The organism is Halorientalis litorea, from assembly GCF_023028225.1.
GTDB lineage: Archaea > Halobacteriota > Halobacteria > Halobacteriales > Haloarculaceae > Halorientalis > Halorientalis litorea.
Genome location: NZ_CP095482.1, coordinates 121,670 through 147,361, shown reverse-complemented (window position 1 = coordinate 147,361; position 25,692 = coordinate 121,670). Strand labels below are relative to the sequence as shown.

30 protein-coding genes and 2 tRNA genes are annotated in these 25,692 nt (G+C 65.1%); 16 read left to right on the top strand and 16 right to left on the bottom strand.

What is annotated here, in order from left to right:
* Positions 1-14 precede the first annotated feature (14 nt).
* From bioB to MUG95_RS00805, 5 genes are all read right to left on the bottom strand, one after another.
* A complete protein-coding gene (gene bioB / locus MUG95_RS00825; protein ID WP_247009176.1) occupies positions 15-1,142 on the bottom strand; it encodes a biotin synthase BioB in 1,128 nt (375 codons plus the stop codon).
* 93 nt (positions 1,143-1,235) lie between these two features.
* The gene (locus tag MUG95_RS00820; RefSeq protein ID WP_247009175.1) at positions 1,236-1,976 is read right to left on the bottom strand and encodes a sensor domain-containing protein; all 741 of its coding nucleotides are present in this window, start codon (positions 1,974-1,976) and stop codon (positions 1,236-1,238) included.
* Between the two features lie 85 nt (positions 1,977-2,061).
* Positions 2,062-2,331, bottom strand: coding sequence for a DUF7521 family protein (locus MUG95_RS00815; RefSeq protein WP_247009174.1), 270 nt, complete (start codon positions 2,329-2,331; stop codon positions 2,062-2,064).
* The gene (locus MUG95_RS00810) at positions 2,328-2,657 is read right to left on the bottom strand and encodes a DUF7521 family protein (protein WP_247009173.1); all 330 of its coding nucleotides are present in this window, start codon (positions 2,655-2,657) and stop codon (positions 2,328-2,330) included. The genes MUG95_RS00815 and MUG95_RS00810 overlap by 4 nt, the downstream gene beginning before the upstream one ends.
* On the bottom strand, positions 2,654-3,007 hold the full coding sequence (locus MUG95_RS00805; RefSeq protein ID WP_247009172.1) for a winged helix-turn-helix domain-containing protein: 354 nt from the start codon (positions 3,005-3,007) through the stop codon (positions 2,654-2,656). Before MUG95_RS00805 ends, MUG95_RS00810 begins: the two co-directional genes overlap by 4 nt.
* Before the next feature lie 164 nt (positions 3,008-3,171).
* On the opposite strand from MUG95_RS00805, the gene MUG95_RS00800 reads away from it, so the two are divergent.
* Positions 3,172-3,930 carry a sensor domain-containing protein gene (locus MUG95_RS00800; RefSeq protein ID WP_247009171.1) on the top strand — a complete coding sequence of 253 codons (759 nt, stop codon included), beginning with the start codon at positions 3,172-3,174 and terminating at the stop codon, positions 3,928-3,930.
* 39 nt (positions 3,931-3,969) lie between these two features.
* Here the strand turns inward: MUG95_RS00800 and trxA are convergent, their stop codons facing one another.
* The gene (gene trxA / locus MUG95_RS00795) at positions 3,970-4,371 is read right to left on the bottom strand and encodes a thioredoxin (RefSeq protein WP_247009170.1); all 402 of its coding nucleotides are present in this window, start codon (positions 4,369-4,371) and stop codon (positions 3,970-3,972) included.
* A 127-nt stretch (positions 4,372-4,498) separates the two neighbouring features.
* On the opposite strand from trxA, the gene MUG95_RS00790 reads away from it, so the two are divergent.
* Complete coding sequence (locus MUG95_RS00790; protein ID WP_247009169.1) at positions 4,499-4,933, top strand: DCC1-like thiol-disulfide oxidoreductase family protein; 435 nt, start codon at positions 4,499-4,501, stop codon at positions 4,931-4,933.
* 1 nt (position 4,934) lies between these two features.
* On the opposite strand, the gene MUG95_RS00785 is transcribed toward MUG95_RS00790, so the two are convergent.
* Positions 4,935-5,231 (bottom strand): HalOD1 output domain-containing protein, encoded by a 297-nt coding sequence (locus MUG95_RS00785; protein ID WP_247009168.1) that lies wholly within the window; start codon positions 5,229-5,231, stop codon positions 4,935-4,937.
* Positions 5,232-5,417: 186 nt separating this feature from the next.
* On the opposite strand from MUG95_RS00785, the gene MUG95_RS00780 reads away from it, so the two are divergent.
* Together MUG95_RS00780 and MUG95_RS00775 are read left to right on the top strand one after the other, a co-directional pair.
* On the top strand, positions 5,418-5,924 hold the full coding sequence (locus MUG95_RS00780; protein ID WP_247009167.1) for an LUD domain-containing protein: 507 nt from the start codon (positions 5,418-5,420) through the stop codon (positions 5,922-5,924).
* Positions 5,921-8,107: an LUD domain-containing protein gene (locus MUG95_RS00775; RefSeq protein ID WP_247009166.1), complete on the top strand. Its 2,187-nt coding sequence runs from the start codon at positions 5,921-5,923 to the stop codon at positions 8,105-8,107. Before MUG95_RS00780 ends, MUG95_RS00775 begins: the two co-directional genes overlap by 4 nt.
* Positions 8,108-8,109: 2 nt before the next feature.
* Here MUG95_RS00775 and MUG95_RS00770 read toward each other — a convergent pair whose 3' ends face one another.
* Positions 8,110-8,625, bottom strand: coding sequence for a metalloprotease family protein (locus tag MUG95_RS00770; protein WP_247009165.1), 516 nt, complete (start codon positions 8,623-8,625; stop codon positions 8,110-8,112).
* 143 nt (positions 8,626-8,768) lie between these two features.
* Between MUG95_RS00770 and MUG95_RS00765 the strand changes: the two genes are divergently transcribed.
* Positions 8,769-9,062, top strand: a complete 294-nt coding sequence (locus MUG95_RS00765; protein WP_247009164.1) for a PRC-barrel domain-containing protein — start codon at positions 8,769-8,771, stop codon at positions 9,060-9,062.
* A 16-nt stretch (positions 9,063-9,078) separates the two neighbouring features.
* Here MUG95_RS00765 and MUG95_RS00760 read toward each other — a convergent pair whose 3' ends face one another.
* Together MUG95_RS00760 and MUG95_RS00755 are read right to left on the bottom strand one after the other, a co-directional pair.
* Positions 9,079-10,536 carry a DHH family phosphoesterase gene (locus MUG95_RS00760; protein WP_247009163.1) on the bottom strand — a complete coding sequence of 486 codons (1,458 nt, stop codon included), beginning with the start codon at positions 10,534-10,536 and terminating at the stop codon, positions 9,079-9,081.
* A gap of 69 nt (positions 10,537-10,605) precedes the next feature.
* Positions 10,606-11,937, bottom strand: a complete 1,332-nt coding sequence (locus tag MUG95_RS00755) for a twin-arginine translocation signal domain-containing protein (protein WP_247009162.1) — start codon at positions 11,935-11,937, stop codon at positions 10,606-10,608.
* A gap of 151 nt (positions 11,938-12,088) precedes the next feature.
* On the opposite strand from MUG95_RS00755, the gene MUG95_RS00750 reads away from it, so the two are divergent.
* Together MUG95_RS00750 and fer are read left to right on the top strand one after the other, a co-directional pair.
* Positions 12,089-12,162, top strand: a tRNA-Lys gene (locus tag MUG95_RS00750).
* A gap of 188 nt (positions 12,163-12,350) precedes the next feature.
* Positions 12,351-13,022, top strand: a complete 672-nt coding sequence (gene fer, locus MUG95_RS00745) for a ferredoxin Fer (RefSeq protein ID WP_247009161.1) — start codon at positions 12,351-12,353, stop codon at positions 13,020-13,022.
* Here the strand turns inward: fer and guaB are convergent, their stop codons facing one another.
* Positions 13,023-14,504 carry an IMP dehydrogenase gene (gene guaB, locus MUG95_RS00740; protein WP_247009160.1) on the bottom strand — a complete coding sequence of 494 codons (1,482 nt, stop codon included), beginning with the start codon at positions 14,502-14,504 and terminating at the stop codon, positions 13,023-13,025.
* A 411-nt stretch (positions 14,505-14,915) separates the two neighbouring features.
* Here guaB and MUG95_RS00735 point away from each other — a divergent pair, with 411 nt between their 5' ends.
* The 3 genes from MUG95_RS00735 to MUG95_RS00725 all read left to right on the top strand — a co-directional run bounded on the left by MUG95_RS00735 (position 14,916) and on the right by MUG95_RS00725 (position 16,294).
* Positions 14,916-15,794, top strand: coding sequence for a DUF5794 domain-containing protein (locus MUG95_RS00735; protein WP_247009159.1), 879 nt, complete (start codon positions 14,916-14,918; stop codon positions 15,792-15,794).
* A gap of 45 nt (positions 15,795-15,839) precedes the next feature.
* Entirely contained in the window at positions 15,840-16,067 is a 228-nt protein-coding gene (locus MUG95_RS00730) for a DUF5795 family protein (protein ID WP_247009158.1), read from the top strand.
* Between the two features lie 45 nt (positions 16,068-16,112).
* Positions 16,113-16,294 (top strand) — tRNA-Trp (locus tag MUG95_RS00725).
* 95 nt (positions 16,295-16,389) lie between these two features.
* Here MUG95_RS00725 and MUG95_RS00720 read toward each other — a convergent pair.
* A complete protein-coding gene (locus MUG95_RS00720) occupies positions 16,390-16,620 on the bottom strand; it encodes a hypothetical protein (protein ID WP_247009157.1) in 231 nt (76 codons plus the stop codon).
* Between the two features lie 179 nt (positions 16,621-16,799).
* Positions 16,800-17,285 (bottom strand): hypothetical protein, encoded by a 486-nt coding sequence (locus tag MUG95_RS00715; RefSeq protein WP_247009156.1) that lies wholly within the window; start codon positions 17,283-17,285, stop codon positions 16,800-16,802.
* Positions 17,286-17,383: 98 nt separating this feature from the next.
* Between MUG95_RS00715 and MUG95_RS00710 the strand changes: the two genes are divergently transcribed.
* From MUG95_RS00710 to MUG95_RS00690, 5 genes are all read left to right on the top strand, one after another.
* Positions 17,384-17,677: a hypothetical protein gene (locus MUG95_RS00710; protein ID WP_247009155.1), complete on the top strand. Its 294-nt coding sequence runs from the start codon at positions 17,384-17,386 to the stop codon at positions 17,675-17,677.
* 60 nt (positions 17,678-17,737) lie between these two features.
* A complete protein-coding gene (locus MUG95_RS00705) occupies positions 17,738-18,571 on the top strand; it encodes a rhomboid family protein (protein WP_247009154.1) in 834 nt (277 codons plus the stop codon).
* A 221-nt stretch (positions 18,572-18,792) separates the two neighbouring features.
* Positions 18,793-20,439, top strand: a complete 1,647-nt coding sequence (locus tag MUG95_RS00700; RefSeq protein ID WP_247009153.1) for an FAD-binding oxidoreductase — start codon at positions 18,793-18,795, stop codon at positions 20,437-20,439.
* On the top strand, positions 20,436-20,966 hold the full coding sequence (locus MUG95_RS00695; protein ID WP_247009152.1) for a hypothetical protein: 531 nt from the start codon (positions 20,436-20,438) through the stop codon (positions 20,964-20,966). The genes MUG95_RS00700 and MUG95_RS00695 overlap by 4 nt, the downstream gene beginning before the upstream one ends.
* Positions 20,967-21,019: 53 nt before the next feature.
* On the top strand, positions 21,020-22,297 hold the full coding sequence (locus MUG95_RS00690; RefSeq protein ID WP_247009151.1) for a DNA polymerase Y family protein: 1,278 nt from the start codon (positions 21,020-21,022) through the stop codon (positions 22,295-22,297).
* Here MUG95_RS00690 and MUG95_RS00685 read toward each other — a convergent pair whose 3' ends face one another.
* Positions 22,298-22,648 (bottom strand): hypothetical protein, encoded by a 351-nt coding sequence (locus MUG95_RS00685; protein WP_247009150.1) that lies wholly within the window; start codon positions 22,646-22,648, stop codon positions 22,298-22,300.
* A 115-nt stretch (positions 22,649-22,763) separates the two neighbouring features.
* Here MUG95_RS00685 and MUG95_RS00680 point away from each other — a divergent pair, with 115 nt between their 5' ends.
* Positions 22,764-24,419, top strand: a complete 1,656-nt coding sequence (locus MUG95_RS00680) for a helicase HerA domain-containing protein (RefSeq protein ID WP_247009149.1) — start codon at positions 22,764-22,766, stop codon at positions 24,417-24,419.
* A 31-nt stretch (positions 24,420-24,450) separates the two neighbouring features.
* Here the strand turns inward: MUG95_RS00680 and tpiA are convergent, their stop codons facing one another.
* Positions 24,451-25,098, bottom strand: a complete 648-nt coding sequence (gene tpiA / locus MUG95_RS00675; protein ID WP_247009148.1) for a triose-phosphate isomerase — start codon at positions 25,096-25,098, stop codon at positions 24,451-24,453.
* Between the two features lie 45 nt (positions 25,099-25,143).
* The gene (locus MUG95_RS00670; RefSeq protein ID WP_247009147.1) at positions 25,144-25,689 is read right to left on the bottom strand and encodes a multiprotein bridging factor aMBF1; all 546 of its coding nucleotides are present in this window, start codon (positions 25,687-25,689) and stop codon (positions 25,144-25,146) included.
* Between the last annotated feature and the right edge of the window lie 3 nt (positions 25,690-25,692).

Here is a 25,692-nt window from a genome sequence, read left to right as displayed (position 1 = left end):
TCGAAAGCGTTCGTTTAGTCGTCCAGTTCCGCGTTGCTCGTCGCGGTCCCCGCCGCCGTCTCGACGGTTCCGTCGCCGGTCGGGCCGTCCTCGGCCCGGGCCTTGACCGCCTCCTTGTCGAACTCGTTCGCGTCCATGTTCGGCTCCAGTCCGGCCTCCTCCATCGCCGCGATGTCGTCGCCGGGGTCCTGGCCCGACGTGGTGAGGTAGTCCCCGGTCAGGATGCCGTCGGCACCCGCCTCGAACGGCAGGTGTTGTTCGTCCGCGTCGAGGTTGACCTCGCGCCCGCCCGTCAGCCGCACCCGTGCCTCGGGGTGGAGCAGGCGGTACACCGCTATCGTCCCAATTATCTCCTCGGTGGAGATGTCCGCCGACTCGCCGAGTCGGTCCCCGAGGTCTGTCCCGGCGACGGGGTTCAAGATGTTCACCGGGAGCGATGAGACGCCGATGTCCTGGAGCGCGATGGCCGCGTCCACGCGGTCCGTCGGCGTCTCGCCCATCCCGAGGATGACGCCGGCACAGAGGTCCATCCCCGCGTTCTTGGCGACTTCGAGGGTCCGTACCCGGTCCTCGAAGGAGTGGGTCTCGACGATTTCCGGGAAGAACCGAGGCGAAGTCTCGATGTTGTGATTGTAGTGATTGATACCCTCGTCGGCGAGAATGCTCGCCTCCTCCTCGGTGAGAATACCGAGTGAAGCGTCGACTTCCACGTCTGTCTCGTCCCGGACGAGGCGGATGGCGCGGATGACGTCTGCCCACTCGTCGGGTCGTTGTTCTTTCGAGACGCCTTTTTCGGCGACGACGATGCCGAACCGCTGGGCACCGTCGCGCTCGGCCCGTTTCGCGGCGTCGAGTATCTCTTCCGGGTCGAGGAACCCGTACGTGTCGATGCCGGTGTCGAAGTGGACCGACTGCGCACAGAACCCACAGTCCTCGGCGCAGTTGCCCGCCTTCGCGTTCACGATGGAACAGGCGTCCACGGTGTCGTCGCCGAACTGCGAGCGCACGTAGTCGGCGGCGACGGCGAGTTCCTCGACCGGCTGTGCAACGAGCGCGAGTCCGTCGCGGCGGTCGAGCCGTTCGCCCGCCATCAACCGCTCGACGGCGTCGTCTATCGTCGTGTTGCCGGTCTCGTAAACCACAACGAAGTAGTTGGTTGACGAGATTATAAAGCTATGGGTAGTGGTGAAGAAAACGGTCGCGTCACTGTCGGAATTGGACGACCACAGTCGTGATTAGTCCGGCGTTCGGTCGGTACCGCTCACGTCGAGCAGCGCGGCCGTCGAGATGCCACCGAACTTCGCGAGTCCGTTGACGAGATGGAGCGTGACGAGTGCCGCGAACACGCCGGCGAGAGCAACACCGGCAGCCTCCGGGAGCGTGTTCACGACCCAGAGCGGTTCCCCGTTACTGACCGTGCCGATGACGAAACCGTCCGTCTCTGTATAGGTCTGAATCGGGAGGTCAGTGGCCACAGCGAGCGGGGCGGCCAGGAGGACCAGTGAGAGCGTCACTGCGACGGTCAGGACGGTAAACGCGGCGATGCCGAATGTAAATTTCACGCCGACGAGGACGAGTGCTGTCCACGTCGTCGGGGCAGTCAGCATCCGCCGCGTCCAGTCGAGGAGGGCGTCCACGCTGAGCGTGGTATCGTCAGAACTGTCCTCGTTAGACCTGAGCGACTCGGGTGCTGGCGCGTCGATCCCGAGCAGGTGCCGAGCGAGTGCTGCCTCGAACCCAGCAATCAGCGTCGCACCGTACAGCGTCACCACCAAGATTGGGAGGCCGACGAGTGTGACGAGCAACCCGAACCCGGTAGCGACGCCGGCAGTGACGGCGGCGAAGTATGCGATGCCGAGCGGGAACGCCAACAGCAGGTACGCGAGGCTCCGGTAGGTCTGTCCCCGGAAGGGAACCCCGAAGAAGCCTCGGAGACTGTCCGTAATCGGTCTGTCAGATGCGACGGTTCGTGCCATCGTTACAATTCGATATGGTGCCTACAGAGACGTATAACGGAATCCAGCGTCCATAGCCCGACAACACTGACCCAAGATATAAGTATTAGTTCTGGAACGTCCGGTAGATAGCAACCAGCCCAACCGTGTGTGCGAGGAGGAGCCCTACGATAGCCTGCGCGTCAGTCAGGGCGAACAGCGGAGCGAGCAGTTCTCTGACGACGAACGGAACGACCGTAATCGCTGCGATGGCGATAGCCAGCGCGAGCATGACACTGCTGTCGTTCTGCCGATACCCTCTGAAGGCGAGAACCGTGACGAACAGTCCGACGACGGCGTTGACCGTCCAAGCGATGTTTGCGAGTGTCTCTATCATGGGTCATACACGACGCAGAGTACGGTCAGCAGGCCACACAACTCGATCAGGGCGACGAGTAGCCGTCGTGCATCGCCCGTCATCACGTCGGCGTTGCCAGCCACGAACCTGACGAACATCGGTGCGGCGGTCAGCAAGAACAGCCCCACAGCGAGCCAGAGCATGGGTCGACGGCCGGTTCGACGGTACCCCTGCACGAAGTGGTAGGTCACGAGGACTGCGAGTACGAGCGACACGCCGAACAGGAGGATGGCGAGTAGCGTGACTGCAGTCGACCCACCGGTCGCGGTGACGTTACCGGCCGCGAGGACGCCGTTGCCGGTCATGATTCCCCCGTGAATTCCTCGTAAAGTCTCGTGAACCGACTTGCCGCGTCCTCCCGGGCACGGTCGATGGTCACGTCGTACCCGTCGTCGGTCAACTCGACCGTGACACGCTGGAGGCTCGTGGCGTACACCTCACGGTGATGGCCATCGGGGTCGATTTCTTGACGCGTTTCGAGCAGGTCGTGTGTCTGTAGCCGTTCGATGCGTCGGTAGATAGTCGACCGCGAGGCGTCACAGTGCTCGGCGAGCCGACGGGCTGAGCGAGGCTGGACGTACGTCTGGACAAGTATCTCCTTGGCGTAGTCGTCGTCGAGGACCGTCAGTACGTCCTCGCCGTCGCCCTCGCTCATCGTGCCGTTGCATTGCCCCGCGCGTCACAAAAAGCCGACCAGTTCGTAGCACACTGCATACCGTCTCGTCCCTGTCGAGGGAACAAGGCACCGTGGGTACTGTTGCAGAGGTTGAGACGCTGGGCCGCGTTTTTATTTCACGGCCGCGTGCAACTAGACGATAAATGACGGCGGACGTGCAATCGCGGGGAGTCGCCTCGAGATTTCCATCGGCCCGGTCCGTGGTAACCGCGCCACTTCGGCTCCAGACGTACGGAAATCTGGCGTATATCGCTCTGTCGTTTCCGCTCGGGCTTCTGTACTTCACCGTCTTCGTCACTGCATACTCGGTCAGTACCGGTTTGGTCGTCGTCGCCGTCGGTATCCCTTTGCTGATTGTAACCCACCTGCTAACACTTGTCGCTGGCCGCTTCGAACTCGCTGTTACCGCTCGGTTTCTGGACGTGGAAATCGAGGCCCCGTCTCACCCCTATCTCTACGACGGGCCGCCGCGCGACCGGATACTCGGTCTGGCGACCGACTTGACGGTCTGGAAGTCGCTCGTGTATCTTCTCAGCAAGTTCGCTTTCGGGACGCTGGTGTTCGTCCTCCTCGGTGTCCCGCTCATACTGTGTGCCGTCTTTCTCGCCACGCCGCTCTACTACGACGAACCCGGCGTAACCGTTGGGATTCAGCTTTCTGAACCAGTTCAGCTGACGCCGTCACTGTTGATTCCGTGGAACGAACTGGCGGTCGGTATCGATACAGTCGTCCAGATAACGTCGTGGCAGGTCGACACGCTCCCGGGCGCAGTTGCTGTCTCGCTCGCCGGACTCGTCGCGCTCGTGCTGGTGCTGAACGTCTCGAACGCACTCTCCGCTGTGTGGGGTCGATACAGCCGATACATGCTCGCAGGGAGCGAGCGGGAGAATACGGCGAACTGAACGAGCCGACACGATACCCCGACAACCCGTCCCTATCGTTCAGGTGTACTGGCCGACGAGGCCCGCGAGCGTGTCCTTGTCCTTGACACCGACGACGCGTTCGACTGGTTCACCGTCCGCGAACAGGAGTAGCGTCGGGACGCCCTGCACTTGGTACTGCCCGGCGAGTTGCTGGTGTTGGTCGACATCCACTTTCAGTACCGTCGCGTCCGTCTCGGCGGCGAGTGCCTCGACGGTCGGTTCGAGCATCTGGCACGGACCACACCAGTCGGCGTGGAAGTCGACGAGAACGACACCCTCGGCAGTCTCTCGGGCGAACTCGTCGGCACTCCCGACGTGAACTGGCTCGTCGGTAGAGTCGTCCGCGAGTTTCTGCTTCAGCTCCTCCTTTTTCTGCTCGCGTATCTCCTCTACGTCGTTTCCGTCGCTTGCGTCGCTCATACACCGGAATACGCTCCGTGGTATATTAATCTCGTCGGTGGTGTGACTGGTCTGCGCACGAGCGCGCTGGCAGCGGAGCCGTGTCAAGAGGCGTGCCTGTTTTTACCGCTGAGACCTTAGTCTGTATGTGTCCCGCCCCGAGTTCGACGCCGTGTTGATATACGACGGTGAGTGCCCGTACTGTTCCGTCGCGGCGACGGCCCTGAAGCGACTCGACGACATCGCCGCCATCTCGTGGTACGACGACAGCGTCCCGCCGTTCCTCGATGCGCAGTTCGACGCCGAACCCTTCGCCATGTTCCTCGTCGACCCGTCCGATGACGCCGTCTACGCCGGCCGGGAGGCGGCCCGAGAACTGAGCGACCGCGCCGGGATGCCCGGGACGCTGAGCGGTCTCGTCAGGGACAACTACGAGAAAATCGCGTCAGTCGTCGGACTCGCGAGCGGTCGGGGTCGTGACCCCGACCCGTACCACGACGTGTACGACCTCACCGAGACGGCCCGGGAGCGTTACAGCAACCTCTCGGCGGCGGCGAGTCGCGGGCCGCTCGCGGACGCCTGAGTCAGTCTGTCGACTCGTCGACGGCGACCGCTCCGGACTCGTGGACCGTCACCTCGTGGTCGTTCACGTCGAAGGTGACCGACTCCTCGTCGGTGTTCGTGTCGACGACGGCGGCGATGTCGTCGAGGTCCACGTACGCCGAGAGGTCGTCGAAGTCGTCTTCGTCGATGTCGACGCGCTCCTCGAGTTCCTGCCGGACGACATCGCTCGCCGGTCGCGGATTGACCCACGGTTCGTCGTCTTCGCTAGCGTCCTCGTCCGGTCTGAGGATGTACACGTCAGCACTTTCTGCTCCCATACGGGCGGATACACACCCTATCAATATAAACAGGGCCTAGCACTTTCAGGCACTGAATACGGCTCGCACCCCACTGAAACGCGAGCTAAGGGCGTTTTTTCGAAGCCAGTCGTAGCCGACAGAAACGTCAGACGGTTGCCAGCCGTGGAAAGAGAAATATGGTCGTGGTCCGTGGGACAGAGATACATGAGTACGGACCTGCTTTCTACGTTCGAGTCCTCGCTGGCTGGTGTCGCAACAGCCCACACGACGACAGCGGCGGCGTTCGCCGAGACACTTACCGGCATCGTCGAAGCCCCCGCTCTCGGGACGCCACTCCCGTACGACGGTGTGACGCTCGACGACACTGGCGTCGAAACGGAGTTCTCTCCCAGTGACCTCGAAGCCGCGTCGACGGGCGTGACGGCGGCCAGCGTCGGCATCGCCGACTACGGCACCGTGACGATTCCGTCCGGTTCCGCGGGCGAGGAACTCGTCTCGCTCTACACACCGACCCACGTCGCCGTCGTCGCGGCCAGCGACGTGGTGGCGGGCATGCCCGAGGCCTACGACCGCCTCGGCGAGGAGTTCGAGGCGGGCCGTGACACGCAGATTCTGGCGACCGGCGCGAGCGCGACGGCGGACATGGGCACGCTCGTGCAGGGCGTCCACGGCCCACACGAGACACACGTCGTGATTCTGGAGGACCGATGAGTTCCCGCCGCGAGAAGGCCGCCGAACTCCGGCGGCTGATGGAAACCGACGGCGAGGCGGTCGGCGAACACACTCGGACCGTCAACCAACTCTCGGACTACGCCATCACCCAGTTCGAGGACTACGAGGCGTGCCGCGAGGCCGCCCGTGGCATCAAAGAGCGAGCCATCGAGAACCTCCCCGAGTTGATCGACACTGTGCAGGAAGCCGTGGAGGCGAACGGCGGGCAGGTCCACATCGCACAGACAGCGGCCGACGCCAACCGTATCGTCGAGTCCATCATGGACGCACGGGACGCCGAGAAACTGGTCAAGTCGAAGTCGATGACCACCGAGGAAATCGAGGTCAACGACCACCTCGAAGACGCGGGCTACGAGGTCCGAGAGACGGACCTCGGGGAGTTCGTCATCCAAGTCGCCGACGAAGCCCCGTCCCACCTCATCGGTCCCGCGATGCACAAATCGCCCGAGGACATCGCCGCGTTGTTCAACCGCGAGTTCGACTTGGACGAGGAACTGACCGGGGACCCTCACCAGCTCACCGAGTTCGCCCGCGAGCGCGTCGGCGCGCACATCCGCGACGCCGACGTGGGCATGACCGGCGCGAACTTCGTCGTCGCGGAGTCGGGGACGCTGATGCTGGTCACCAACGAGGGGAACGCCCGGAAGACGGCGGTGACACCGGACACCCACATCGCCGTCACAGGCGTCGAGAAACTCGTCCCGAGTCTCGCGGACCTGCAACCGTTCACCGAACTCATCTCCCGGACCGGCACGGGACAGGACATCACGTCCTACGTCTCCCTGCTCACGCCACCCGTCGACACGCCCGTCCCGGACTTCGAGGCGGACGAGTTCGGCGACGCCGACGACAGGGAGTTCCACCTCGTCTTGCTCGACAACGGCCGGATGGGGATGCGTGAAGACGAGGACCTGCGCGAGACGCTGTACTGTATCCGCTGTGGGGCCTGCTCGAACACCTGCGCGAACTTCCAGTCCGTCGGCGGCCACGCCTTCGGTGGCGACACCTACACTGGCGGCATCGGCACCGGGTGGGAAGCCGGTGTTCACAGCCTCGACAGCGCGGGCGAGATGAACGACCTCTGTACCGGCTGTTCGCGCTGTGTGCCGAAGTGTCCCGTCAAGATAGACATCCCGTGGGTCAACACCGTCGTCCGGGACCGGGTGAACCGGAGCGGTGACGCCGACGACTTCGACTTCCTCGTTGAGGGGCTGACCCCGGACGAGGAACCCGCCGGACTCGACCTGCAGAAGCGGTTCTTCGGCAACGTCGAGACGTTCGCGAAGGTCGGAAGCCTCGCGCCGGAACTGGCCAACGCCGTCGCACAGTCCCGGCCCGGGGGGTGGCTGCTCGAACGCGTCGCGGGCGTGGACTCGCGGCGTGACCTGCCGGAACTGGCGACCGAGACGCTCCGGGAGTGGTACGGGGCACGCGGGTCGCAAGTGACCGACGCCGAACGCGACGTGGTGCTGTACCCGGACCTCTATACCGACTACTTCGACCCCGAGCGCGGCAAGGCCGCGGTTCGCGTCCTCGAAGCACTGGACGTGCGCGTCCACATTCCCGAGGTGCCCGAGAGCGGACGCGCACCGCTCTCCCAAGGGATGATAGAGACGGCCCGCGAGCAGGCCCGAGCAGTGCACGGCAGTCTGGTGGACCACATCGACCGCGGCCGAGACGTGGTTGTCGTCGAACCGAGCGACGCCGCGATGTTCCGGGAGGACTACAGCCACCTACTCCCCGAGCAGTCCCACGAGCGACTCGCCGAGCACAGTTACGAGATACTGGAGTACGTCTACGGCCTGCTGGACAACGGAGCCGACGCCGACGCGTTGGCCGCGGGCGACGGAGCGTCGGTGGCGTACCACAGCCACTGCCAACAGCGGACGCTCGGACTCGCGGAGTACACCGAGGAAGTCCTCGACGACGCGGGATTCGACGTGCGCACCTCCGACGTGGAGTGTTGCGGGATGGCGGGTAGTTTCGGCTACAAGAGCGAGTACTACGAGGTCAGCGTGGACGTCGGCGACCACCTCCGCGACGACCTCGGTGACGTGGACGGCGAGCGACTGGTCGCGAGTGGCACCTCCTGTCAGGAGCAACTCGGCGTCCTCTACGAACGCGACACGCCCCATCCCGTGGAGTTGCTCTCGCCCCGGTAAGGTCACGCCGCGACCGTTCGCCCGAGGGCGAACAGGACGAGCAGCCAGAAGAACCCGGCAACACCCGCCGACCCCGGGAGAACCGTGAACACTCGCAATGGGGCGGCGACGAGGTAGCCGACCGGCCGGAGCAGTCGGGGGAGGTTTCGGGCAGTCTCGTACAGCGTCTCGGTGTCGCCGGCACTCGGGAACGCGGTCAGCGCGAAACAGCACCCGAGCCAGTACGCGGGGACCGCCACGACGGGCGTTCCGACGGCGGGTGCGAGCGTGAACGCCGCGAGGGCGAGGACGGAGTTACACAGCAACGGTGCGAGTGCGACGAGGACGTCGGCCGGGAACGACTCGATACGCTCGTGGGAGAGTGCCACGTCCGGCGCGAACAGGTCCGGCATCGCCACGCCGGCCGTCTCGATACCGAGGACACGACAGGCGAGCAGGTGCGCGGCTTCGTGACTCGCGATACCCGGGGCGAGTACCACCGTCTCGACGAGATAGTACGCGTCGGCGAGGGAAGGCATCCGCGATGTCACTCTTCGTGAAGGGTGACGAACGCATCGTCCTATCTCCACCGGTCCGTCGTTGCGAATTGTGCCCGCAGAGCCGACAGACGCCCGTCAGACGACTGCCAAAAGTTAATGAGCACGGACGCTGAGATTGGTGTATGGACGGACCAACGCAGGAGATTACGGCTCTCGTGGGCCGGGAAGTGTACTCGAGTAACGGCGTCTTCGTCGGCGAAGTCGAGGACGTGCGACTGGACTTGGACGAGGTATCCGTGACGGGGCTGGCGATTCACCAGGTCAACCACGACCTGTTCGGCGAGCGCGCCCGCGGGTCACGCGGCGTCATCGTCCCGTACGACTGGGTACAGGCCGTGGGTGACGTGGTGCTTGTCAGCGACATCATCGAGCGCATGCACGAACCCGAAGAAGAGGAAGAAGAGGTCGCGGCCTGAGGACGCCGTTCCTCTCTTAACTCCCGTTACTGCCGCCGCTCTCGCTTCCTTCGACGCCCATCGCCGCGAACAGTTTCGTCTTGACGGCCTGCTCGGTCAGTTCGAGCAGTGTGTCGCGGTTGTCTCCGCCCGTCTCGATACCGGTGAAGATACCCAGCGGTATCTCGGCACTGGCGTCGGTCGAGTGGCCTGCCGCCTCGCCCATGTCGGCGAAGGCGTCTTCGAGGACGTTGCCGATGTCCATGCGGATGTCCTTCGAGCGGGCGGCGAGGTAGATGGTGTCGTCCGCGATGGCGAACACCGCCGTCGTCGTGATGCCCTCCAGATTCAGGAGGTGCTGGGCGGCCTGCGAGAGGGCATCCCGGTCGCGGATGAACCCGGCATTCGAGATGAGGTGTGACCCTTTCACCTCGCGGTTGCGGATGGCCTCCGCGAGCACGTCCAGCGTCTCCGGCGACATGGAGGGGGACTCGACTTGTTCGAGCGTGTCGTGGTCCGCGAAGGGGTAGAGATACGCGGCGGCAGTGAGGTCCGCGGGCGTCGTGTCCCGCTTGAAGTCGAGCGTCTCGGCACGGATACCGTAGAGTAGTGCCGTCGCCACGTTCTGGTCGAGTTTCAGGTCGAGTTCTTGGATGTACTTCGTGAGGATGGTCGAGGTAGCCGAGACGTTCGGGCGCACGTCCATGAACTGCGCGTCGCGTTCGGTGTCGGGTTCGTAGTGGTCGATGATGACGTCGACTTCCCGGTCGATTTCGGGTTCGCCGCCCTTCGCGTGGTCGACCATGGCGAACGTGTCGTACTCGGAGAAGTCGGCTTCGGCCGCGGAGACGAGTTCCAGTCCGAGGAGGTTGACGAACGCACGGTTCTCTTGGTGGCCGATTTCACCCTGATAGATGATGTCGGCGTCCACGTCACGGCTCGCGGCGATGAGGCGCAGGGCTGCCGCACTTGCGATGGAGTCGGGGTCGGGACTCCGGTGGATGAGAATCGCCATCCGGGTGTCCGTGTCGTCGATGACGTCCGCGAGTTGGGCCGCCTTGTACTCCAGTTCGCCCGTTTCCAGCGCGCGGAGTGCGGAGTTAGAGATGACCGCAGAGGGGTTGATGACGACGTCGGCACCGGCCTCGGTGAGTTCGTCGGCCGAGACGGGGTCGGATGCGCGCGCGACGATGAACTGCTCGTCACCCCGGTCTCGGATGTGTTCGACGGCCTCGAGGTTCGCGTCGACGTCCGAGGAGAGGATCAGGACGACATCGCGGTCGGCCACTTCTCCGGCCGTCTCGGCCTCCCGGATGTCCGCAGTCCGGGCGTCGAGGTCCTGGTCTCGGAGGGCTTCGACGCGCCCCTCGTCGCTGTCGAGAATGAGTACGTCTTTCCCCTCAGCTTCGAGTTCCTCGGCGACGGCGTGCCCCACGCTGCCACAACCGAGAATGGCGTACGTGGACATGGAGGCCATCGTGATGCCGCTGCTCATGTCTGTGAAACTCGTGTCCCACGACACTTATATCAACTTCTTTGCTCCCGAGTCGAAAAGCGCGGGCGGTCAGCCGCTCAGGTCGTCCGTGTCGATGGTCCCGGTGATGACCGCCGTGTTCTCGTTTTGGCTGATGTCGATGTCGTCCACGTCGTCGAACTGTGACCCCTCTTCGGTCCAGTCCTCGATGTTGCCCTCGTCGAAGTCGTCGGCCTCCTCGTAGACGACGACCGTCCGGAGTTCCGAGGTGTCGCCATCGATGGAGATTGCCGTCCCGCGACCCACCATGTGATCGAACCGGCCCCCCTCAGGGGCGTCGTCCTCGGCTGCCTCCAGCGTTCGCCCGTGGACGATGTCGCCGCCGCCGAGGCCGTCGAACAGCGTGCTGGCGGGGTCGACTTCGTCGTCGTAGCGGTCCGTCTCGTCGGACTGTGTCCCGATGGCGGTTTCGACAGCGTCGACCAGCTCCACGGGGCTGTACAGCAAGCGGAGTTCGAGCGTGTACTCGAAGGTGGCCGACCGGCTGTAACTCGTTGCGACGATGGTGTACTCACCGGAGGAATCGAGCGTGTGGGTGAGCTGGGAGTTGTACGTCCCCTCCACGTCGTAGTCGTCGTCGTTCTCGGCGACGACGCTTCCATCGGGGTCGACCAGCATCAGCCGCGGGTCGTCCTCGGACCGCATCGTGATCTCGATTTCGTCACCCGCGCCGCCCGAGAACGTCACCGGCTCGTAGTTGCCGTAGTAGTCGGTGCTCTCCGGGTCGCCCTCGTCCAATCGGCCACGAACGACTTCGCCGTACCCGATAGACCGGAGGTCCGCTGCGACCGGCATGTCCGGACGGGGCCCACTCTCTATTTCACCCTCGCCGTCCGCGTCGTCCGACGGCGCGCTGCTTGCACGGACGATGATACCCTCGCTGACACCGAATGCGACCCCGCGACTCCCGTTCAGGTAAACAGTGTAGCCGCTGTCAGTCTCTGTCTCCTCCTCGAACTCTTCATCTTCGAGTTCGTCCTGTACGTCCTCGGCGGTGAACGACCCTTCAGCGATAGTCACTCGCCGACTGTCGAGTGCGGTGTACCGGTCGATGTCCTCGAAGTCGACATCAGTGGCCTCGAATTGGCGTTCGACTTGCGATTCGAGGGCGTCGTAACCGTCGTCGTCGAAACTGTCCTCGTTCTCCGCGATAGCCGACGGCTGGAGTGCCCTGAACCGGTAATGCTCCTTGTCGTCGACGACTTCCCCCGGCTCGTACATCCAGTTCCGGTAGAAGTCGTTCCCGCCACTGCCACCGCCCCCGATGACTGGAACCTGACTGCACCCCGCCATCGCCGTCACTGCACCTGTCCCGACCAGCCCTGCACTTGTTTTCAGGAACTGTCGTCGTGATTCTTTCATACCGAGCGGATAGTATTGGCAACTAACGATATGCGTTGTGGTTCGTTCTACTGGCCTATTTCCCGAGATGTCGTGGACACCGAGCGACGAGGGGTTACGTGACCGACCGAAAGGAAACGTATTTGAGTGGGTCAACCAAATCCAGAAGTGCGGGCCGGTAGCTCAGTCCGGCAGAGCGACGGCCTCTTAAGCCGTCGGTCAAGGGTTCAAATCCCTTCCGGCCCGTTCTCCTGCGAACGAAGTGAACAGTGAAAACGCCACAGGATTTGAACGAGGGAAGCCGCAGCGTAAGCGAAGTGAGCGACCGTTTCGCGTGGTTCAAATCCCGTCCAGCCCGTTTTTCCGCGAGTCGCTGGCGTGTGAAATCGGGCCGAGAAAAGAGGATTTATAGCCGTCTCGCCGTACTATCAGGCGTGTCGTCGCCCTACGACGTACTCGGACTCGACCCGGACGCGGACGAGCGGGAGGTCGTTCGGGCGTACAGACGACAGGTGAAAGACGCTCATCCCGACCATGGGGGGTCGAAAGAGGAGTTCCAAGCCGTCAAACAGGCGTACGAGCGGATTCGGGAGGGGTACGAACCGGTGGACGCCGACGACGAGTCACCGCGCCGACAGACCCCGGACAGAGAGCGGCCCGCCACCGACGAGACGGCCGACGACCGGCCACACGTCGAGTACCTCAACTACGAAGTGCTCGACGACCACGGGTGGAATCTCGACGACGAGGACCTGTTCGACCGGGCGGCGGCCGCGGGCCTCGACGAGGTTGATTACGGCGAGTTTTCCGTCGACCCCAGCGACTCACTGCTCGAAGCCGCCGAGGACTGTGGCTACGCGTGGCCGTACGCCTGCCGTGGCGGCGCGTGTACGAACTGCGCGGTGGCGGTCATCGAGGGGGAGATGCCGACGCCGACGGACCACATCCTCCCGGACGATTTGCTCGAACGCGGCATTCGGCTGTCCTGTACCAGCACGCCGGTGACGGACGAGCTGAAAGTGGTCTATAACGTCAAACACCTGCCCGGTGTGGACGAACTCAGATTGCCCGCGAGTCGCTTCGAGAAGGCGCGCGCGAACGACTGATTACTGGTCGGGGCTGTAGTTGGGTGCTTCGTCGGTGATGACCACGTCGTGTGGGTGGCTCTCCTGTTGGCCCGCGCCGGAGACGCGGACGAACTCCGCGCGCTCCTTGAATTCGGGGATGGTTTCGGCTCCGACGTAGCCCATCCCGCTCTGCATTCCGCCGACGAGTTGGTGGAGTTCCGACTCCAGCGTGCCCTTGTACGGCGTCGCCGCTTCGACGCCTTCGGGGACGAACTCCTCTTCTTCGTCGTCAGTGTCCTTGAGGTATCGCTCGCCGCCGCCGGATTTCATCGCGCCGACGCTCCCCATGCCGCGGTACTGTTTGTACTTCTTGCCGTTCATCGTGACGACGCGGCCGGGGGCTTCGTCAGTGCCGGCGAAGTACGAGCCGAGCATGACGGCGTCGGCACCCGCGGCGATGGCCTTGATGGCGTCGCCGGAGTAGCGGATGCCGCCGTCGGCGATGACGGGGATATCGTGTTGCCGGGCCACGTCTGCGACCTGCGAGACGGCGGTAATCTGGGGCATCCCGGCACCCGTGACGACGCGGGTGGTACAGATGGACCCCGGGCCGATACCGACCTTCATGCCGTCCGCGAAGTCGGCGATTTCCTCGGCGGCCTCGCGCGTCCCGATGTTGCCGACGACCACGTCCGCGTCGACGCTCCCGGCGATGGCGCGCGCGCTCTCGATGACGTTGCGGTTGTGTGCGTGTGCGCAGTCGATGAACAACACGTCGGCACCGGCCTCGTCCGCGGTGACGGCTCGCTCTTCCTCGAAGGGGCCGACGGCCGCACCGGCGCGGAGTCGCCCGTTCTCGTCGCGGGCCGCGCTGTCGTACTCGCGACGCTGGAGGATGCCCTGCATCGTGACCAACCCGACGAGATGGTCGTCGTCGTCGACGACAGGGACGCGTTCGATTTTGTGGTCGTACATCAGTTCGAGTGCCTCGCGGGGCGTCACGTCCTCGGGGGCCGTGATGACCTCGTCGGTCATGGCCTCGCGCACCTCGTCGCGTTCGCCGACTTCCAGATAGGGGCGCACGTCGGTCGCGGAGATGATGCCGAGTACTCGGTCGTCCTCGTCGACGACGGGCGCGCCGCTGACGCCGCGGCGGTCCATCATCTCGTCGACTTCCCGAACAGTCTGGTCGGGTCGGGCGGTCACCACGTCGCGGATGATGAGTTCGTCGGCGCGTTTGACACGCTCGATTTCGGCCGCCATCTCCTCTTCCGTCATGTTGCGGTGGAGGACGCCGAGACCACCGTGACGGGCCATCGCGATGGCCATGTCGGACTCGGTGACCGTGTCCATCGCCGCCGAGAGAACCGGGACAGTGAGCGTGACGTTGCGGGAGACGCGTGTCTCCGTGTTCGCCTCGTCGGGTTCGATGTGACTCTCCTTCGGCCGTAGCAGTACGTCGTCGAACGTCAGGGCTTCCGGGACGCGGAGTTTCTCCGAGAAGAACTCGTCGTTCGCCATGTAAATCGTGGTAGGCCGGGCGACAAAAGCGTTGCGAGATTCCCCGATTCGACTACTTTCACGAACGCGCCCTCCGGAGTCTGGTTCGGGCGATATTCTGACGAAAGCAACACGGTGGCCGATTGAACCGACAGAACGTCCACGAATGATGCCTCGATGTGGATGGTTCCTGTCGTGTGTGGACGGCACCCACACAACGTTTATACTTCCGACAATATTTGTCACTAGTATGGACTCCGCCAGCCAACTGAGTGTGCGTGCCGCGAGCAAGCCGTCGCCGTCGGGTGACGAGACAAATCGCTTCGCGCGCACATTCACGGCGGCGGACCCGTTCGCGTTTGGACCCCACTGTTCTCACGGGTACCGAGTCGCGGACCACCCATCGGCCACGGGAGACGGCCACGCGCGCTGATGAGCCAGTCACAGCATCCGGTCGCACTCCGCATCGAGCAGCGGGTCGGTGGGTCGACCCGGCTTCTGGCGACGGTGATGTGCCTGCCGTTGCTCGACGGCATCTTTCCGGCACTGGTACTCGCCGGTGCCCTCTCGAGTCCGACCGGTATCGTCGAAGTCGGCCTCCTCATCTTCGGCGGGAGTGCCACCGTCGCGGTCATCCTCGCCGAGATGGACGGAACCGTCCGCGAGCAAGTGAAAGTCGTCCTCGCCGTCGGGGCTGTCGTCGTCACGGGGGCAGTCGCGGAGGCGGCACTCGCGCCGACGATACAGGGACTGGTGAACTTGGCCGTCTTCGAGCGGTTCGCCGCCCTCGTCATCCTCGCCGTCGCCGCACAGACTGCGAGCGCGCGCATCGGCGACGTGTTGCCCCGGCCGGCCGTCATCGTCAGCCTGGGCCTCGTCGCCAGTCTCGACCTCACCGGCGCGGAGTTCGTCGTGCGAGCCGACCCCGACCTGATGCTCCGGGCGGGTGCGGCCGCGCTGGTCGCCGTCGTGTTCGCCCTCCACTTGGCCGTGTTCGGGCCGTGGCTCCGGGAAATCGTCGACATCGACCGCTTCCGGTTCGGGAGTGCCGTCGCACTCGGTGTCCTCCCGCTGGGGTTGTTCGGCCTCGTCCCCGGTAACGCACCGCTCGCGCTGGCCGTCCTCGGCGTGTCGTTCCTGTTCGCCTTCGACCCGGAGGAGTCGTGGTTGGCACAGCGCGTGGACGACGCCGACCTCGGCCGGTCGAGTCGTACCGACGGCGGCGACGCCGGTACCGACGGTGAGGAGGACGACCCCGACCTCGAAATCGTCGGCCCGCCCTCCGAGGACGACCGCGCCCCGTGGCTCTGACCCCGGAGGGGAACACTTAGGCCGCTGAGTCCGTCAGTGAGTCGTATGGCCGACAACCGCGTGGTTCAGGGGCGGATGGTTACCCCCGGAAAGCTGGCCGAACTGATAGAGGGAGAGAGCGTGATGGACGCCGAAGCCATCGAGGACGCCGACCGGGAGTGCCCGGACTGCGGCGGCGACGTGCTGGCCGTCGGCTACATGCCCAGCGTCACGGAGTTCGTGACCGGCTTCAAGTGCCAAGACTGCGACTGGTCGGAGACCGACCGCGACTGAGGAACCGTAACTCCTTTAGGCGGTTTCGACTAACGAGCAGACGCAGGGGTCGTGGCCTAGTCCGGGAAGGCGACTGACTCCAGAGGCACTCGCGCTCGGTGACGACAGCTCCAGACTGATATACTGAGCGGCTGGCTGATCACCAGTCGTGTTGATGACCCTCTGGGGTACCGAGGCGCGACACCGGAGATATCAGTAGATCGGGGGTTCAAATCCCTCCGACCCCATAGCGATCTTCGTTTTTTCGGCGGTTCGCTTACACGAGCGGCGCGTTTTCGCAGAGTCGGACCAATAGCCGCACGCCCGCGTGTGGTGTCGGACGCTACTCTGTCTTATCGAGGTACGTCTCTTCGAGTCGGTCCAGTCCGAACGTCGTTACGAACAGTATGCCACCCAGATACAGGAGCGACTGGGGACTGGTGACGAGGGTGTTGCCGTAACCGATTACAATAGTCAAATAACCGAGTACCGATGCAGTCCATCCGAGGCCGGTGAATCCGGCCACTTGGTCGAGGACATCTTGGTTCGCCTCCAGTTTTTGTTTTACTGACATAGGTAGGTCTTACCCAACGTAAGAGAGGCTTACCGGGGTAGAGTCATGAATATGTTTTCGAGGTAGCAGTTGCGTTGTTGCCACTCACGAACGATTGTACGTCGAGAACCGTCCCGATAAAATCAGAGTCTTCGCCTCTTGGGTACGTCTGGTTTCGAGTGAATTCGCCCCGAAGCGTCTCAGCCCACCATCAACTGGTCGATTTGGTGACGCTCGTTCCCCCACCACGCGTACAGCGTCAGCATTTCACCGGTCTCGATGTAGGGGTGGTCGTCGGTAGTATGTATGACACGGTCACCGCTCTCGGTGAACGTGCCCACCGTGTAGTGGTTCGGTTCGTAGACGAAACTCACCTTGGAAGCACGGTTGAGTGTCACGCTCGCCACGATTTCGGCCGTCGGGCGGTCCTCGGCGGGCGTGGCGAACAGTAACACGTTGGGTGGTGCGGTGTTGTCGGACGCGCCACCGCCGGCGACCCCGGCGGCGTCGTCGACGGAACGGGATGTCCGCGTCGTCTCGGGCGTCGATGACGCGTCGGTGTTCCCGGTGTTCTCGCCGTCCCCTTCCGAACCCGCCGCGTCGGGAGTGTCGTCTCCCGTCCCGGTGCAGCCGGCGAGCGTCCCGACGGTCGCGAGCGTCGCGGCGAGAACCCGTCTCCGCTTCATACACGAGCTATCCGGGCCGATTCAAAAATACGTGGTGGTGACGTGGCCGCGATAGCGGCGGGAGTTTGAAGCCACAGCGACCGGTAGCACCGGGGGAGATGGACATCGACGAACCACGGGAAGACGCGATAGCGGAGTTAGAGGCACTCGAACCCGGCGAGAAGTTCGTACTGGTGACCCAACGGGAGGGGGCATTGGACGACGAGTTCGAGATGAACGTCCGGTCACACACGGCCGGCGACACGTCGAACCTGTCGCTCGTGAACATGGTTGGCGCGCTCGTGTTGACGATGCGGGACCACTTCGACGGCTACACGCTGCCCGAGGCCGCCGAGGACGTGTTGACGGCGGCGCGGTTGCAGGCACAGGGTGAGATGTTCAGCCGGGAGTGAGCGACGGCGACACACCCGCGACCGACGGATATTCGCCGCTGGGGCTAGAAATACTGGTTGATGGCCGACGTGTACGGGTACGCACGGGAGACGGTCGTTCGCGATTTGCTGGCGGTGGGGGCCGTGGCCGCGTTGCTCGTCGTCGTCCACGTCGGTGTCTCGCCCGCCGAACGAGCGACGTTGGCCTTCGACCACGGGACGCTCGACGTGGCCGCACTCTACACGAGTACCGTCGTCCACGTGGACGCGTCACACCTACTAAACAACACTTCGGGGTATCTCACCGCGGCGGTCGTAACCTACGGTCTCTGTCTCAGAGCGCGCAGTCGCGAGTGGTTCCTGCGGACGTTCGTCGGTCTGTTGGTCGCTCTGCCGCCGCTCGTGGGGCTGACGAGTTACACGATACTCGGCTGGCAGTTCACCGGGTTCGACCCGGTTACGCGTGGCTTCTCGGGCGTCGCCGCGGGATTCGTCGGCTTCCTGTTCGTCGCGCTCGTTGCCACGCTCCGGGTCGAGTACGGGCGACGTGCCGGCTGGTACCTCGGCGCGGCGGTCTGGTTGCTCCTTCTGGGTGAAGTCTCGGTTATCTACGGTGGTCGGTACACGGCACCGACCGTCGCTCTCGTCGCCGTCGGGTGGGCTGTCTGTGGGTGGGTCGTCGTCGGCGAGCGTGGTCGGCCGACTGTGGACACCGTCGTGCAGGCACTCGGCGGTGATGCGGTCCAGTTGTCCCTCGCTGTCCTCTTGTTGAGTTCGTTCGTCGTCGTCCTGTTCCCCGCCGATATCGTCGGCGACGGGAGCGTGACGAACGTCTTCGCCCACGCGGCGGGGCTCTGCTACGGCGTCCTCGGTGCGACGCTCTCGCTCGGGGTCGCCGGAACCGAAAGGGTTTAGTGTGGCACACAATAACACACATACGGAATCCCGGTTCGAGGGGTTCCCGACGGGAACGACCGTCGTAACCGCTCGGGAATTGGCATCGACCAAGAAACGTGCGATGCTCTCGGCACATGGCTGGCCAGCCACACTGTGTCCCGCCGAGAGCGGGTCCTTATTTCGATACACCAGTACTAGCGCGACAACAGTTTTGCCGCTGGTCGCCCCAGTAGGTCCGCATGGACGACGAGTTGAGCTTCTGGGGCTGGGGCTACGCCGACCGGTTCCCGGACGACGACGAGCGCAGAGAACTCAAGTCACAGGTGGAGACACTGCTTGGCTTCCCCGAGCGCGCGCTGATGGACCCGCCGACCATCGACGACGTGACGATACCCGAGTCACGGCTGACCGTCCCGGAATCACTTTCGGGCATCGTCTCGACGGACACGGTTGACCGGGTGCGGCACACCTACGGCCGGGGCTACCGCGACATCGTGCGCGGCTTCCACGGCGAGTTCGACGCCGCACCCGACGCGGTGGCCGAACCCGAGACCGAAGGCGAAATCGAGGACGTGCTCGCGTGGGCGACGGCCGAACGCGTCGCAGTCGTCCCCTACGGCGGCGGGACGAGCGTCGTCGGCGGCGTCGAGTGCGACCCGCGGGGCGACGGCGCGGCGTACTCGGGCGTCGTCTCGCTCTCGGTTCGTGCCCTCGACAGCGTGTTAGAGGTGGACGAGACGTCCCGCACGGCACTGATACAAGCCGGGGCGACGGGACCGGAACTCAACGACCAACTCGCTGAGTACGACCTGCAACTGCGCCACTACCCCCAGTCCTACGAGTTCTCGACGCTGGGCGGGTGGATTGTGACTCGGGCGGGCGGCCACTTCGCCACTCGGTACACGCACATCGACGACTTCGTCGAGAGCGTTCGGATGGTCACTCCGTCGGGTTCCTTCGAGACGCGCCGCCTCCCCGCCTCCGGCGCGGGACCGGACCCCAACCGGCTCGTGCTGGGGTCTGAGGGTGCTCTCGGCGTCGTCACGGAGGCGTGGATGCGCGTCCAGCCACGGCCGCCGTACCGCGCCCGCGCCAGCGTGAAATTCCGGGAGTTCGACGCCGCTGTCGCCGCGACGCGCGACATCGTACAGGCGCGACTCTCTCCAGCGAACTGTCGCCTGCTCGACCGCAACGAAGCGATGCTCAACGAGGTGGCGATGGACGGCAGTCACGTCCTCGTGTTGGGGTTCGAGTCCGTCGACCATCCGGTCGACGACGCCCTCTCGCGGGCAATCGAGATAACCGAAACCCACGGCGGCACTGTCGACGACGCGCCCAGTTCAGAGGGCCCGCATCTCTCCGACGAAGGCGACGAGGGCCGGGACGGAACGGAGGGCGACTGGCGGTCCGCCTTCTTCGAGGGGCCGTACAAGTTCGACGCACTCGTCAGCATGGGCGTCATCGTGGACACCTTCGAGACGGCGGTGACGTGGGACCAGTTCCCGACCCTCCACGCCGAAATACAATCGCAGGTGATGGACGAGATGGAGGACGTATGTGGGGCTGGCTTCCTCTCGACGCGGTTCACGCACGTCTACCCCGACGGTCCCGCGCCCTACTACACGCTCCTCGCGCCCGCCGACGTGGGCCGCGAACTGGAGCAGTGGCGCGACATCAAGCAGGTGGCCTCGGATGTCATCGAGGAGTACGGTGGTACCATCACCCACCACCACGCCGTCGGACGCCTCCACCGCGACCACTACGCGGACGAATCGCCCGCGGCGTTCCGGCGCGTCCTCGAATCCGCAAAGTCCTCGCTGGACCCGGCGGGCGTGATGAACCCCGGTGTGTTGCTCGACGCCGACGCCACGGGCGGCGAGCGATGAGTACCCTCACCGCGACGATACACGTCGGCTCCGAACCGCCGCTCGGGGGCGGCCTCGAACCCGCCGTCGTCGCCCACCTCTACGAGGGTGCCGTCCCCCGGATACTGGCTTACGAGGTTGCGACGGGTGCCGACGGGCCGCCGACTCTCGACGCCGTGCAGGGCGCGTACGCGCCCGAAATCGAGGCGGCCCAGTCCTATCCCGTGACGGACCTCCTGCTCGCGCTCCACCGCGACGGGTCCAGTATCGCCCAGCGGCTAGACACGCTCTCGGAGAAGGCCCGCGCCAACTACGGGCGAACGTTCCGGGAGATGGTCTTCGCGAGCGACGTGGCGTGGGGGTCGGACGGGTACGGTCGCCTGTTCGAGGCCCGGAGCCAACTGGAGGCCCATCCGTTCGAGTCCGTCGTCGCCGTCGGGTTCCACGACGGCGCGAGCGACGCCGTGCGGAACGCCATCGCCGACAACCTCGACCGAATCGACGGCCCGACTCGCTTCCTCTCGGGCGGCGGTACGCCGCCGCGGTGACAACGGGCCGTGTCGGAGGAACTTTGAGGTAGGGCGGCCGCGTAGCGACGCACATGGACAGTCGGCTCCCGGGCGTGACAGTCGACGGCCGCCAACAGGTCGTCTGTCACGTCGACGCGGACTGTTTCTACGCGGCCTGCGAACGCCTCCGGGAGCCGGCACTGCGGGGCGAACCCCTCGTCGTCGGAATGGGATACGAAGACGGCGAGACACACGGTGCGGTGGCGACGGCCAGTTACGAAGCCCGAGCGTACGGCGTCGAGAGCGCGATGGCTATCTCCGAGGCTCTCGACTTGCTTCCCCGGGCGGCCGGAACGGGAGACGCCACCGACGAGGCGACGGGGACGGCCGCCGACTCCGAGACCACGGACGCGGGCCACTACCGGCCCGTGGACATGGACTACTACGAGTCCGTCGCCGCCGAGGTGAAGGCGATTCTCCACGACACGGCCGACACCGTCCGCGAGGTGAGCGTGGACGAGGCGTATCTGGACGTGACGGACACTGTCGGGTGGGATGACCCCGAGTCATTCGCCGCGACGCTCAAAGACCGCATCCGTGCCGAGGTGGGCATCCCCGTCAGCGTCGGCGTCGCGCCGACGATGAGTGCGGCCAAGATAGCCAGCGACCACGACAAACCCGACGGCCTCGTGGTCGTCGAACCCGGCGACGTACGCGGTTTCCTCGCGCCGCTCGACGTGTCCGAGGTCCACAACGTCGGCCCGGTGACGGCCCGCGAACTCCGGGAGATGGACATCGAGACGGCCGGGGACCTCGCCGCGGCCGACCCCGAAACCCTCGAATCGCGGTTCGGCGAGCGTGGCCGCGAAATCTGGAACTACGCCCGCGGCGAGGACGACCGGTCGGTCGAACCGAAAGGGCAACCGAAGAGCCTCTCGCGGGAGTCGGCATTCACCGAGGCGACCGACGACCACGAGCGCAAGCGTGACCGAGTTCGGGCACTCGCCGCGGACGTGGCAGAGCGGGCCGAGCGCGAGGGCGCGATTTACCGCACCATCGGCGTCAAAGTCGTGACGCCGCCGTTCGACGTGAACACGCGCGCAGACTCCCTACCCGGCCCCGTCTCGGACCCTGCCCTCGTGCGGGAGGTGACGCTCGACTTGCTCGAAGAGTTCCGGGAGGCAGAGGTGCGGAAACTCGGCGTCCGCGTGTCGAACCTCTCGTTCCCGGCGGGCGAACAGACGGACCTCGACGGCTGGGGGCGCGACGAACCGCGGGAGAACCGCTCGCTCGGAGAGTTCGCGGACGGTGGGCAGGAACGGACGACCGACGAGCGGTCCGGTCAGACGGCCCTCACCGACTTCGAGTAGTCAGTCGAGACCGTTTTCGAGGTTCGACAGCAGTTTCCCCACGAACAGACCGAGTCGCGGCGAGAGCGTGTCCGTTCCCTCGGGTGCGTCCGCCGGGTGTGTCTCGAGTGCCTCGACGAACGCCTCGGTGTGGGTCATCGCCTCCATCATGTCCACCACGTCGACGGTCAGTCCGGCGTCGGAGGTGTCCATGTTCTCGTATCGCTCGCGTTCCCAGTCGGCATACGAGATGGTCCACGCGTGCCCGCCGACGGCGTCGATAACCGTGTCGAGGTCACCGACGGGGAGATGCCCGTCCGGCGCGTCGATGTAGATGGTGCCGTCCTCGACGACGGTTTCGTAGCGGCGCATTCCGCCTTCGACTTGGACGCCGACGGACAAATCGGTTCGGGCGAGTTCGTCACCGTTCGTCTGACAGGTGGCTGACTGACGATTATGTGTGCAGAGGTACCTCTTTGGGCCACGTATGGGAGACGAGACAGAGCGTATCACTGTGGCGAACCTGAGCGACGGGCCGCCGCTGGGGAGTCAACCCGACACGGCCGTCGACCTACCGGTGGTCGAGATACTGACGGGACGGGGCTTCATCACCGGAAAGTCCGGGTCGGGCAAGTCCAACTCCGCGAGCGTCGTCGCCGAGAAACTGCTCGATGCGGGCTTTGGCATCCTCATCGTCGACATCGACGGCGAGTACTACGGGCTCAAAGAGGAGTACGAGATACTCCACGTCGGCGGTGACGACGAGTGTGACATCCAGGTGACGGTGGAACACGCCGAGAAAATCGCCTCGCTCGCGCTCGAACAGAACGTCCCCATCATCCTCGACGTGTCCTCGTTCCTCGACGAGGACGTGGCTGGCGAACTCCTGACCGAAACCGCCAAACAACTGTTCGCCAAGGAGAAGAAACTGAAACAGCCGTTCCTCATGCTGGTCGAGGAGTGCCACGAGTGGATACCCGAGAAGGGCAGCGTCGGCGAGTGCGGGAAGATGCTCATCAAAATCGGGAAGCGCGGGCGCAAACACGGCCTCGGCATCGTCGGCATCAGCCAGCGACCCGCCGACGTGAAGAAGGACTTCATCACGCAGTGCGACTGGTTGGTGTGGCACAGACTGACGTGGAACAACGACACCAAGGTCGTCAGACGCATCCTCGACGGCACGTACGCCGACGCCGTCGAGGACTTGGACGACGGTGAGGCGTTCATGATGACCGACTGGTCCGAGAGCGTCCGGCGGGTCAAGTTCCAGCGCAAGCAGACGTTCGACGCCGGCGCGACACCCGGCCTCGAAGACGTGGACCGCCCGGACCTCAAGTCCGTCAGTTCCGACCTCGTCTCGGAACTGGAGGAGATAAGCGACGAGAAACAGCGGACCGAGGACCGGATTCAGGAACTCCGCGAACAGTTGGACGAGAAGAACTCCCGCATCGCGGAGTTGGAGACGGAACTGCAGGACGCCCGCGACATGAGTCGGATGGCCGACCAGTTCGTCGACGCCCTGCTCGATACCGTCGACGGCACGAACCCCGGCAAGACCGAACAGGAGCGGATGCGCGAGCGACGCCAGCGGACCCGTCGTGACGACGCGCCGGCCGAGACCGACGATGTAGCGGTCACCGGAGGCGAGACAGCACCGCCCCCGAACGCGGGCAACGGCACCGCTCCCGAGGACGACGCGGCGAGCGACGACGAGATGATGGCGGCGATGGCGACGGTCACCGCCGAGGGCGACGGCGTCGGCGAGGCGACGGTCGCCGAGGCGGTGGACCCGCCGACCGAACCCGCCATCCCGACCGAAGCACAGCGCGAGGTGGCCGAGCAACTCCGCAGTGTCGTCGAGTCGATGCAACCACGCGAGCAGGGGATGCTCCGGTACTACCGCTCGGAAGGGCCGGCGAAACCACTCGACGCCCACTTCGCCGGCGGCGGCAAGGGCGACCGGACGAAGGCCTACGCCCACAACCGGACGCTCCGCACGCACGGCTTCGTCGAACACGTGGGCCGCGGCCACTACGAGTACCGTCTCGCCGACCTCGTCGCCGAGGAGTGCGCGGAGACGCCCGACGACGCGGTGCTGGACGCGCTCGTCACCGACATCGAGACGGCGTTCGTCAAGGAGTAGCGTTCTCCGTCGCGCTCTCGTCGTCGTCTCCTCAGACGAGCGGTTCGACCAGATTCTCCAGTGCCGCCCGCGGGTCCTCGGCCTTCGCGACACCGCTGGCCAGGAGGACCCCGCCGGCACCCAACTCCTCTGCCGCTGTCACGTCCGCACCGGTCGAGATGCCCGCGCCGCAGAACACGTCGACGGACTCGTCGGCGGCCGCCGCCGCGTCGACGGCGTCTCGAACCACGTCCGGGTCCGCCTTGCTGACCGGCGTCCCGGTTCCGATGAGTTCGGGGGGTTCGACGGCGACGGCGTCGGGGCCGAGTGCCGCGGCGGCACCGACCTGTGCGGGGTTGTTCGCACACACGACCGTTTCGAGGCCGGCGCGGTCGGCGGCCGCCAGACTCCCGTCGATGTCGGCCAGTTTGAGTCGGTTCTCCGAGTGGTTCAGGAGCGTCCCGGTCGCACCGGCGTCGGCGGCCGCCTCTGCGAGGGTCGACCCGGTGTGGCTTCCGTGGTCGACGGGACTGACGTGTTGGGCCCACGTCTCGACGCCGGTCTCGGCGACGGCGGCGAGGTGGGCCGCCTGCGGGGCGATGGCGATGCGGACGCCCGTCGCTTCGCCGACGGCGTGGGCCGCTTTCGCGACGGCGACCGGGTCACACGGGTAGGCCTTCAGGTTGACGAGAACGAACATGCTGGAAGAGCGACGCCCGCGGGCAAAATAGATTGCGAGACGGAGTCAGGAGTCCTTGCGCTGGACCACGTCGCCGAGCGTGTACTCGCCGTCCGAGGAGCCGCCGCTCCACTCCGTGTCGTCCGCGGAGCCCCCACCCTCGGTGAGGGTGATGCCGAGTTCGCTCTCTAGCTTCTGCTGGACGCCGTCGCTCGGGAGGGTGTCTCCCTGTTCGAGTTTCCGGATGAGGCTCGCCTTCTCGTTGAGTTCCTTGGCGAGTTCCTCCTGACTCAGCCCGCGGCTCTCGCGGGCCGTCCGGATGCGCTGGTCGTAGTCTTGAGCGACTTCGTCCATCTCGTCGAACATGTCCCTGCGGCGGCCGCCGCCGGACCCCGAACTCGTCCCCCCACTCGCGGACCCGGACGACCCTGACCCCGAACTGCTCCCGGAGGAACTGCCCGTGGAGTACTTCGTCGAGGAACTCGAACTGCTCTCGGTGCGGACCTCCGTGCCGAAGTCGGCACAGTCGTCGCACACGTCGAGTTCGGCTCCCTCGACTTTCACGGTGTTCGGCGAGGCCGTATCGGCTCCGCACATCTCACACTGGACCATACC

Bases quoted from the DNA above. Each gene is read 5' to 3' on its own strand.
- MUG95_RS00720 (WP_247009157.1), bottom strand. From the start codon at position 16,620: ATGTCAGTAAAACAAAAACTGGAGGCGAACCAAGATGTCCTCGACCAA.
- MUG95_RS00755 (WP_247009162.1), bottom strand. From the start codon at position 11,937: ATGAAAGAATCACGACGACAGTTCCTGAAAACAAGTGCAGGGCTGGTC.
- tpiA (WP_247009148.1), bottom strand. From the start codon at position 25,098: ATGTTCGTTCTCGTCAACCTGAAGGCCTACCCGTGTGACCCGGTCGCC.
- MUG95_RS00770 (WP_247009165.1), bottom strand. From the start codon at position 8,625: ATGCCTTCCCTCGCCGACGCGTACTATCTCGTCGAGACGGTGGTACTC.
- MUG95_RS00765 (WP_247009164.1), top strand. From the start codon at position 8,769: ATGGACGGACCAACGCAGGAGATTACGGCTCTCGTGGGCCGGGAAGTG.
- MUG95_RS00785 (WP_247009168.1), bottom strand. From the start codon at position 5,231: ATGGGAGCAGAAAGTGCTGACGTGTACATCCTCAGACCGGACGAGGAC.
- MUG95_RS00670 (WP_247009147.1), bottom strand. From the start codon at position 25,689: ATGGTCCAGTGTGAGATGTGCGGAGCCGATACGGCCTCGCCGAACACC.
- MUG95_RS00680 (WP_247009149.1), top strand. From the start codon at position 22,764: ATGGGAGACGAGACAGAGCGTATCACTGTGGCGAACCTGAGCGACGGG.
- MUG95_RS00710 (WP_247009155.1), top strand. From the start codon at position 17,384: ATGGACATCGACGAACCACGGGAAGACGCGATAGCGGAGTTAGAGGCA.
- MUG95_RS00690 (WP_247009151.1), top strand. From the start codon at position 21,020: ATGGACAGTCGGCTCCCGGGCGTGACAGTCGACGGCCGCCAACAGGTC.
- MUG95_RS00700 (WP_247009153.1), top strand. From the start codon at position 18,793: ATGGACGACGAGTTGAGCTTCTGGGGCTGGGGCTACGCCGACCGGTTC.
- MUG95_RS00820 (WP_247009175.1), bottom strand. From the start codon at position 1,976: ATGGCACGAACCGTCGCATCTGACAGACCGATTACGGACAGTCTCCGA.
- MUG95_RS00810 (WP_247009173.1), bottom strand. From the start codon at position 2,657: ATGACCGGCAACGGCGTCCTCGCGGCCGGTAACGTCACCGCGACCGGT.
- MUG95_RS00780 (WP_247009167.1), top strand. From the start codon at position 5,418: ATGAGTACGGACCTGCTTTCTACGTTCGAGTCCTCGCTGGCTGGTGTC.
- guaB (WP_247009160.1), bottom strand. From the start codon at position 14,504: ATGGCGAACGACGAGTTCTTCTCGGAGAAACTCCGCGTCCCGGAAGCC.
- MUG95_RS00800 (WP_247009171.1), top strand. From the start codon at position 3,172: ATGACGGCGGACGTGCAATCGCGGGGAGTCGCCTCGAGATTTCCATCG.
- MUG95_RS00715 (WP_247009156.1), bottom strand. From the start codon at position 17,285: ATGAAGCGGAGACGGGTTCTCGCCGCGACGCTCGCGACCGTCGGGACG.
- MUG95_RS00695 (WP_247009152.1), top strand. From the start codon at position 20,436: ATGAGTACCCTCACCGCGACGATACACGTCGGCTCCGAACCGCCGCTC.
- MUG95_RS00735 (WP_247009159.1), top strand. From the start codon at position 14,916: ATGAGCCAGTCACAGCATCCGGTCGCACTCCGCATCGAGCAGCGGGTC.
- trxA (WP_247009170.1), bottom strand. From the start codon at position 4,371: ATGAGCGACGCAAGCGACGGAAACGACGTAGAGGAGATACGCGAGCAG.
- MUG95_RS00760 (WP_247009163.1), bottom strand. From the start codon at position 10,536: ATGAGCAGCGGCATCACGATGGCCTCCATGTCCACGTACGCCATTCTC.
- MUG95_RS00705 (WP_247009154.1), top strand. From the start codon at position 17,738: ATGGCCGACGTGTACGGGTACGCACGGGAGACGGTCGTTCGCGATTTG.
- MUG95_RS00730 (WP_247009158.1), top strand. From the start codon at position 15,840: ATGGCCGACAACCGCGTGGTTCAGGGGCGGATGGTTACCCCCGGAAAG.
- MUG95_RS00775 (WP_247009166.1), top strand. From the start codon at position 5,921: ATGAGTTCCCGCCGCGAGAAGGCCGCCGAACTCCGGCGGCTGATGGAA.
- MUG95_RS00805 (WP_247009172.1), bottom strand. From the start codon at position 3,007: ATGAGCGAGGGCGACGGCGAGGACGTACTGACGGTCCTCGACGACGAC.
- MUG95_RS00815 (WP_247009174.1), bottom strand. From the start codon at position 2,331: ATGATAGAGACACTCGCAAACATCGCTTGGACGGTCAACGCCGTCGTC.
- MUG95_RS00685 (WP_247009150.1), bottom strand. From the start codon at position 22,648: ATGCGCCGCTACGAAACCGTCGTCGAGGACGGCACCATCTACATCGAC.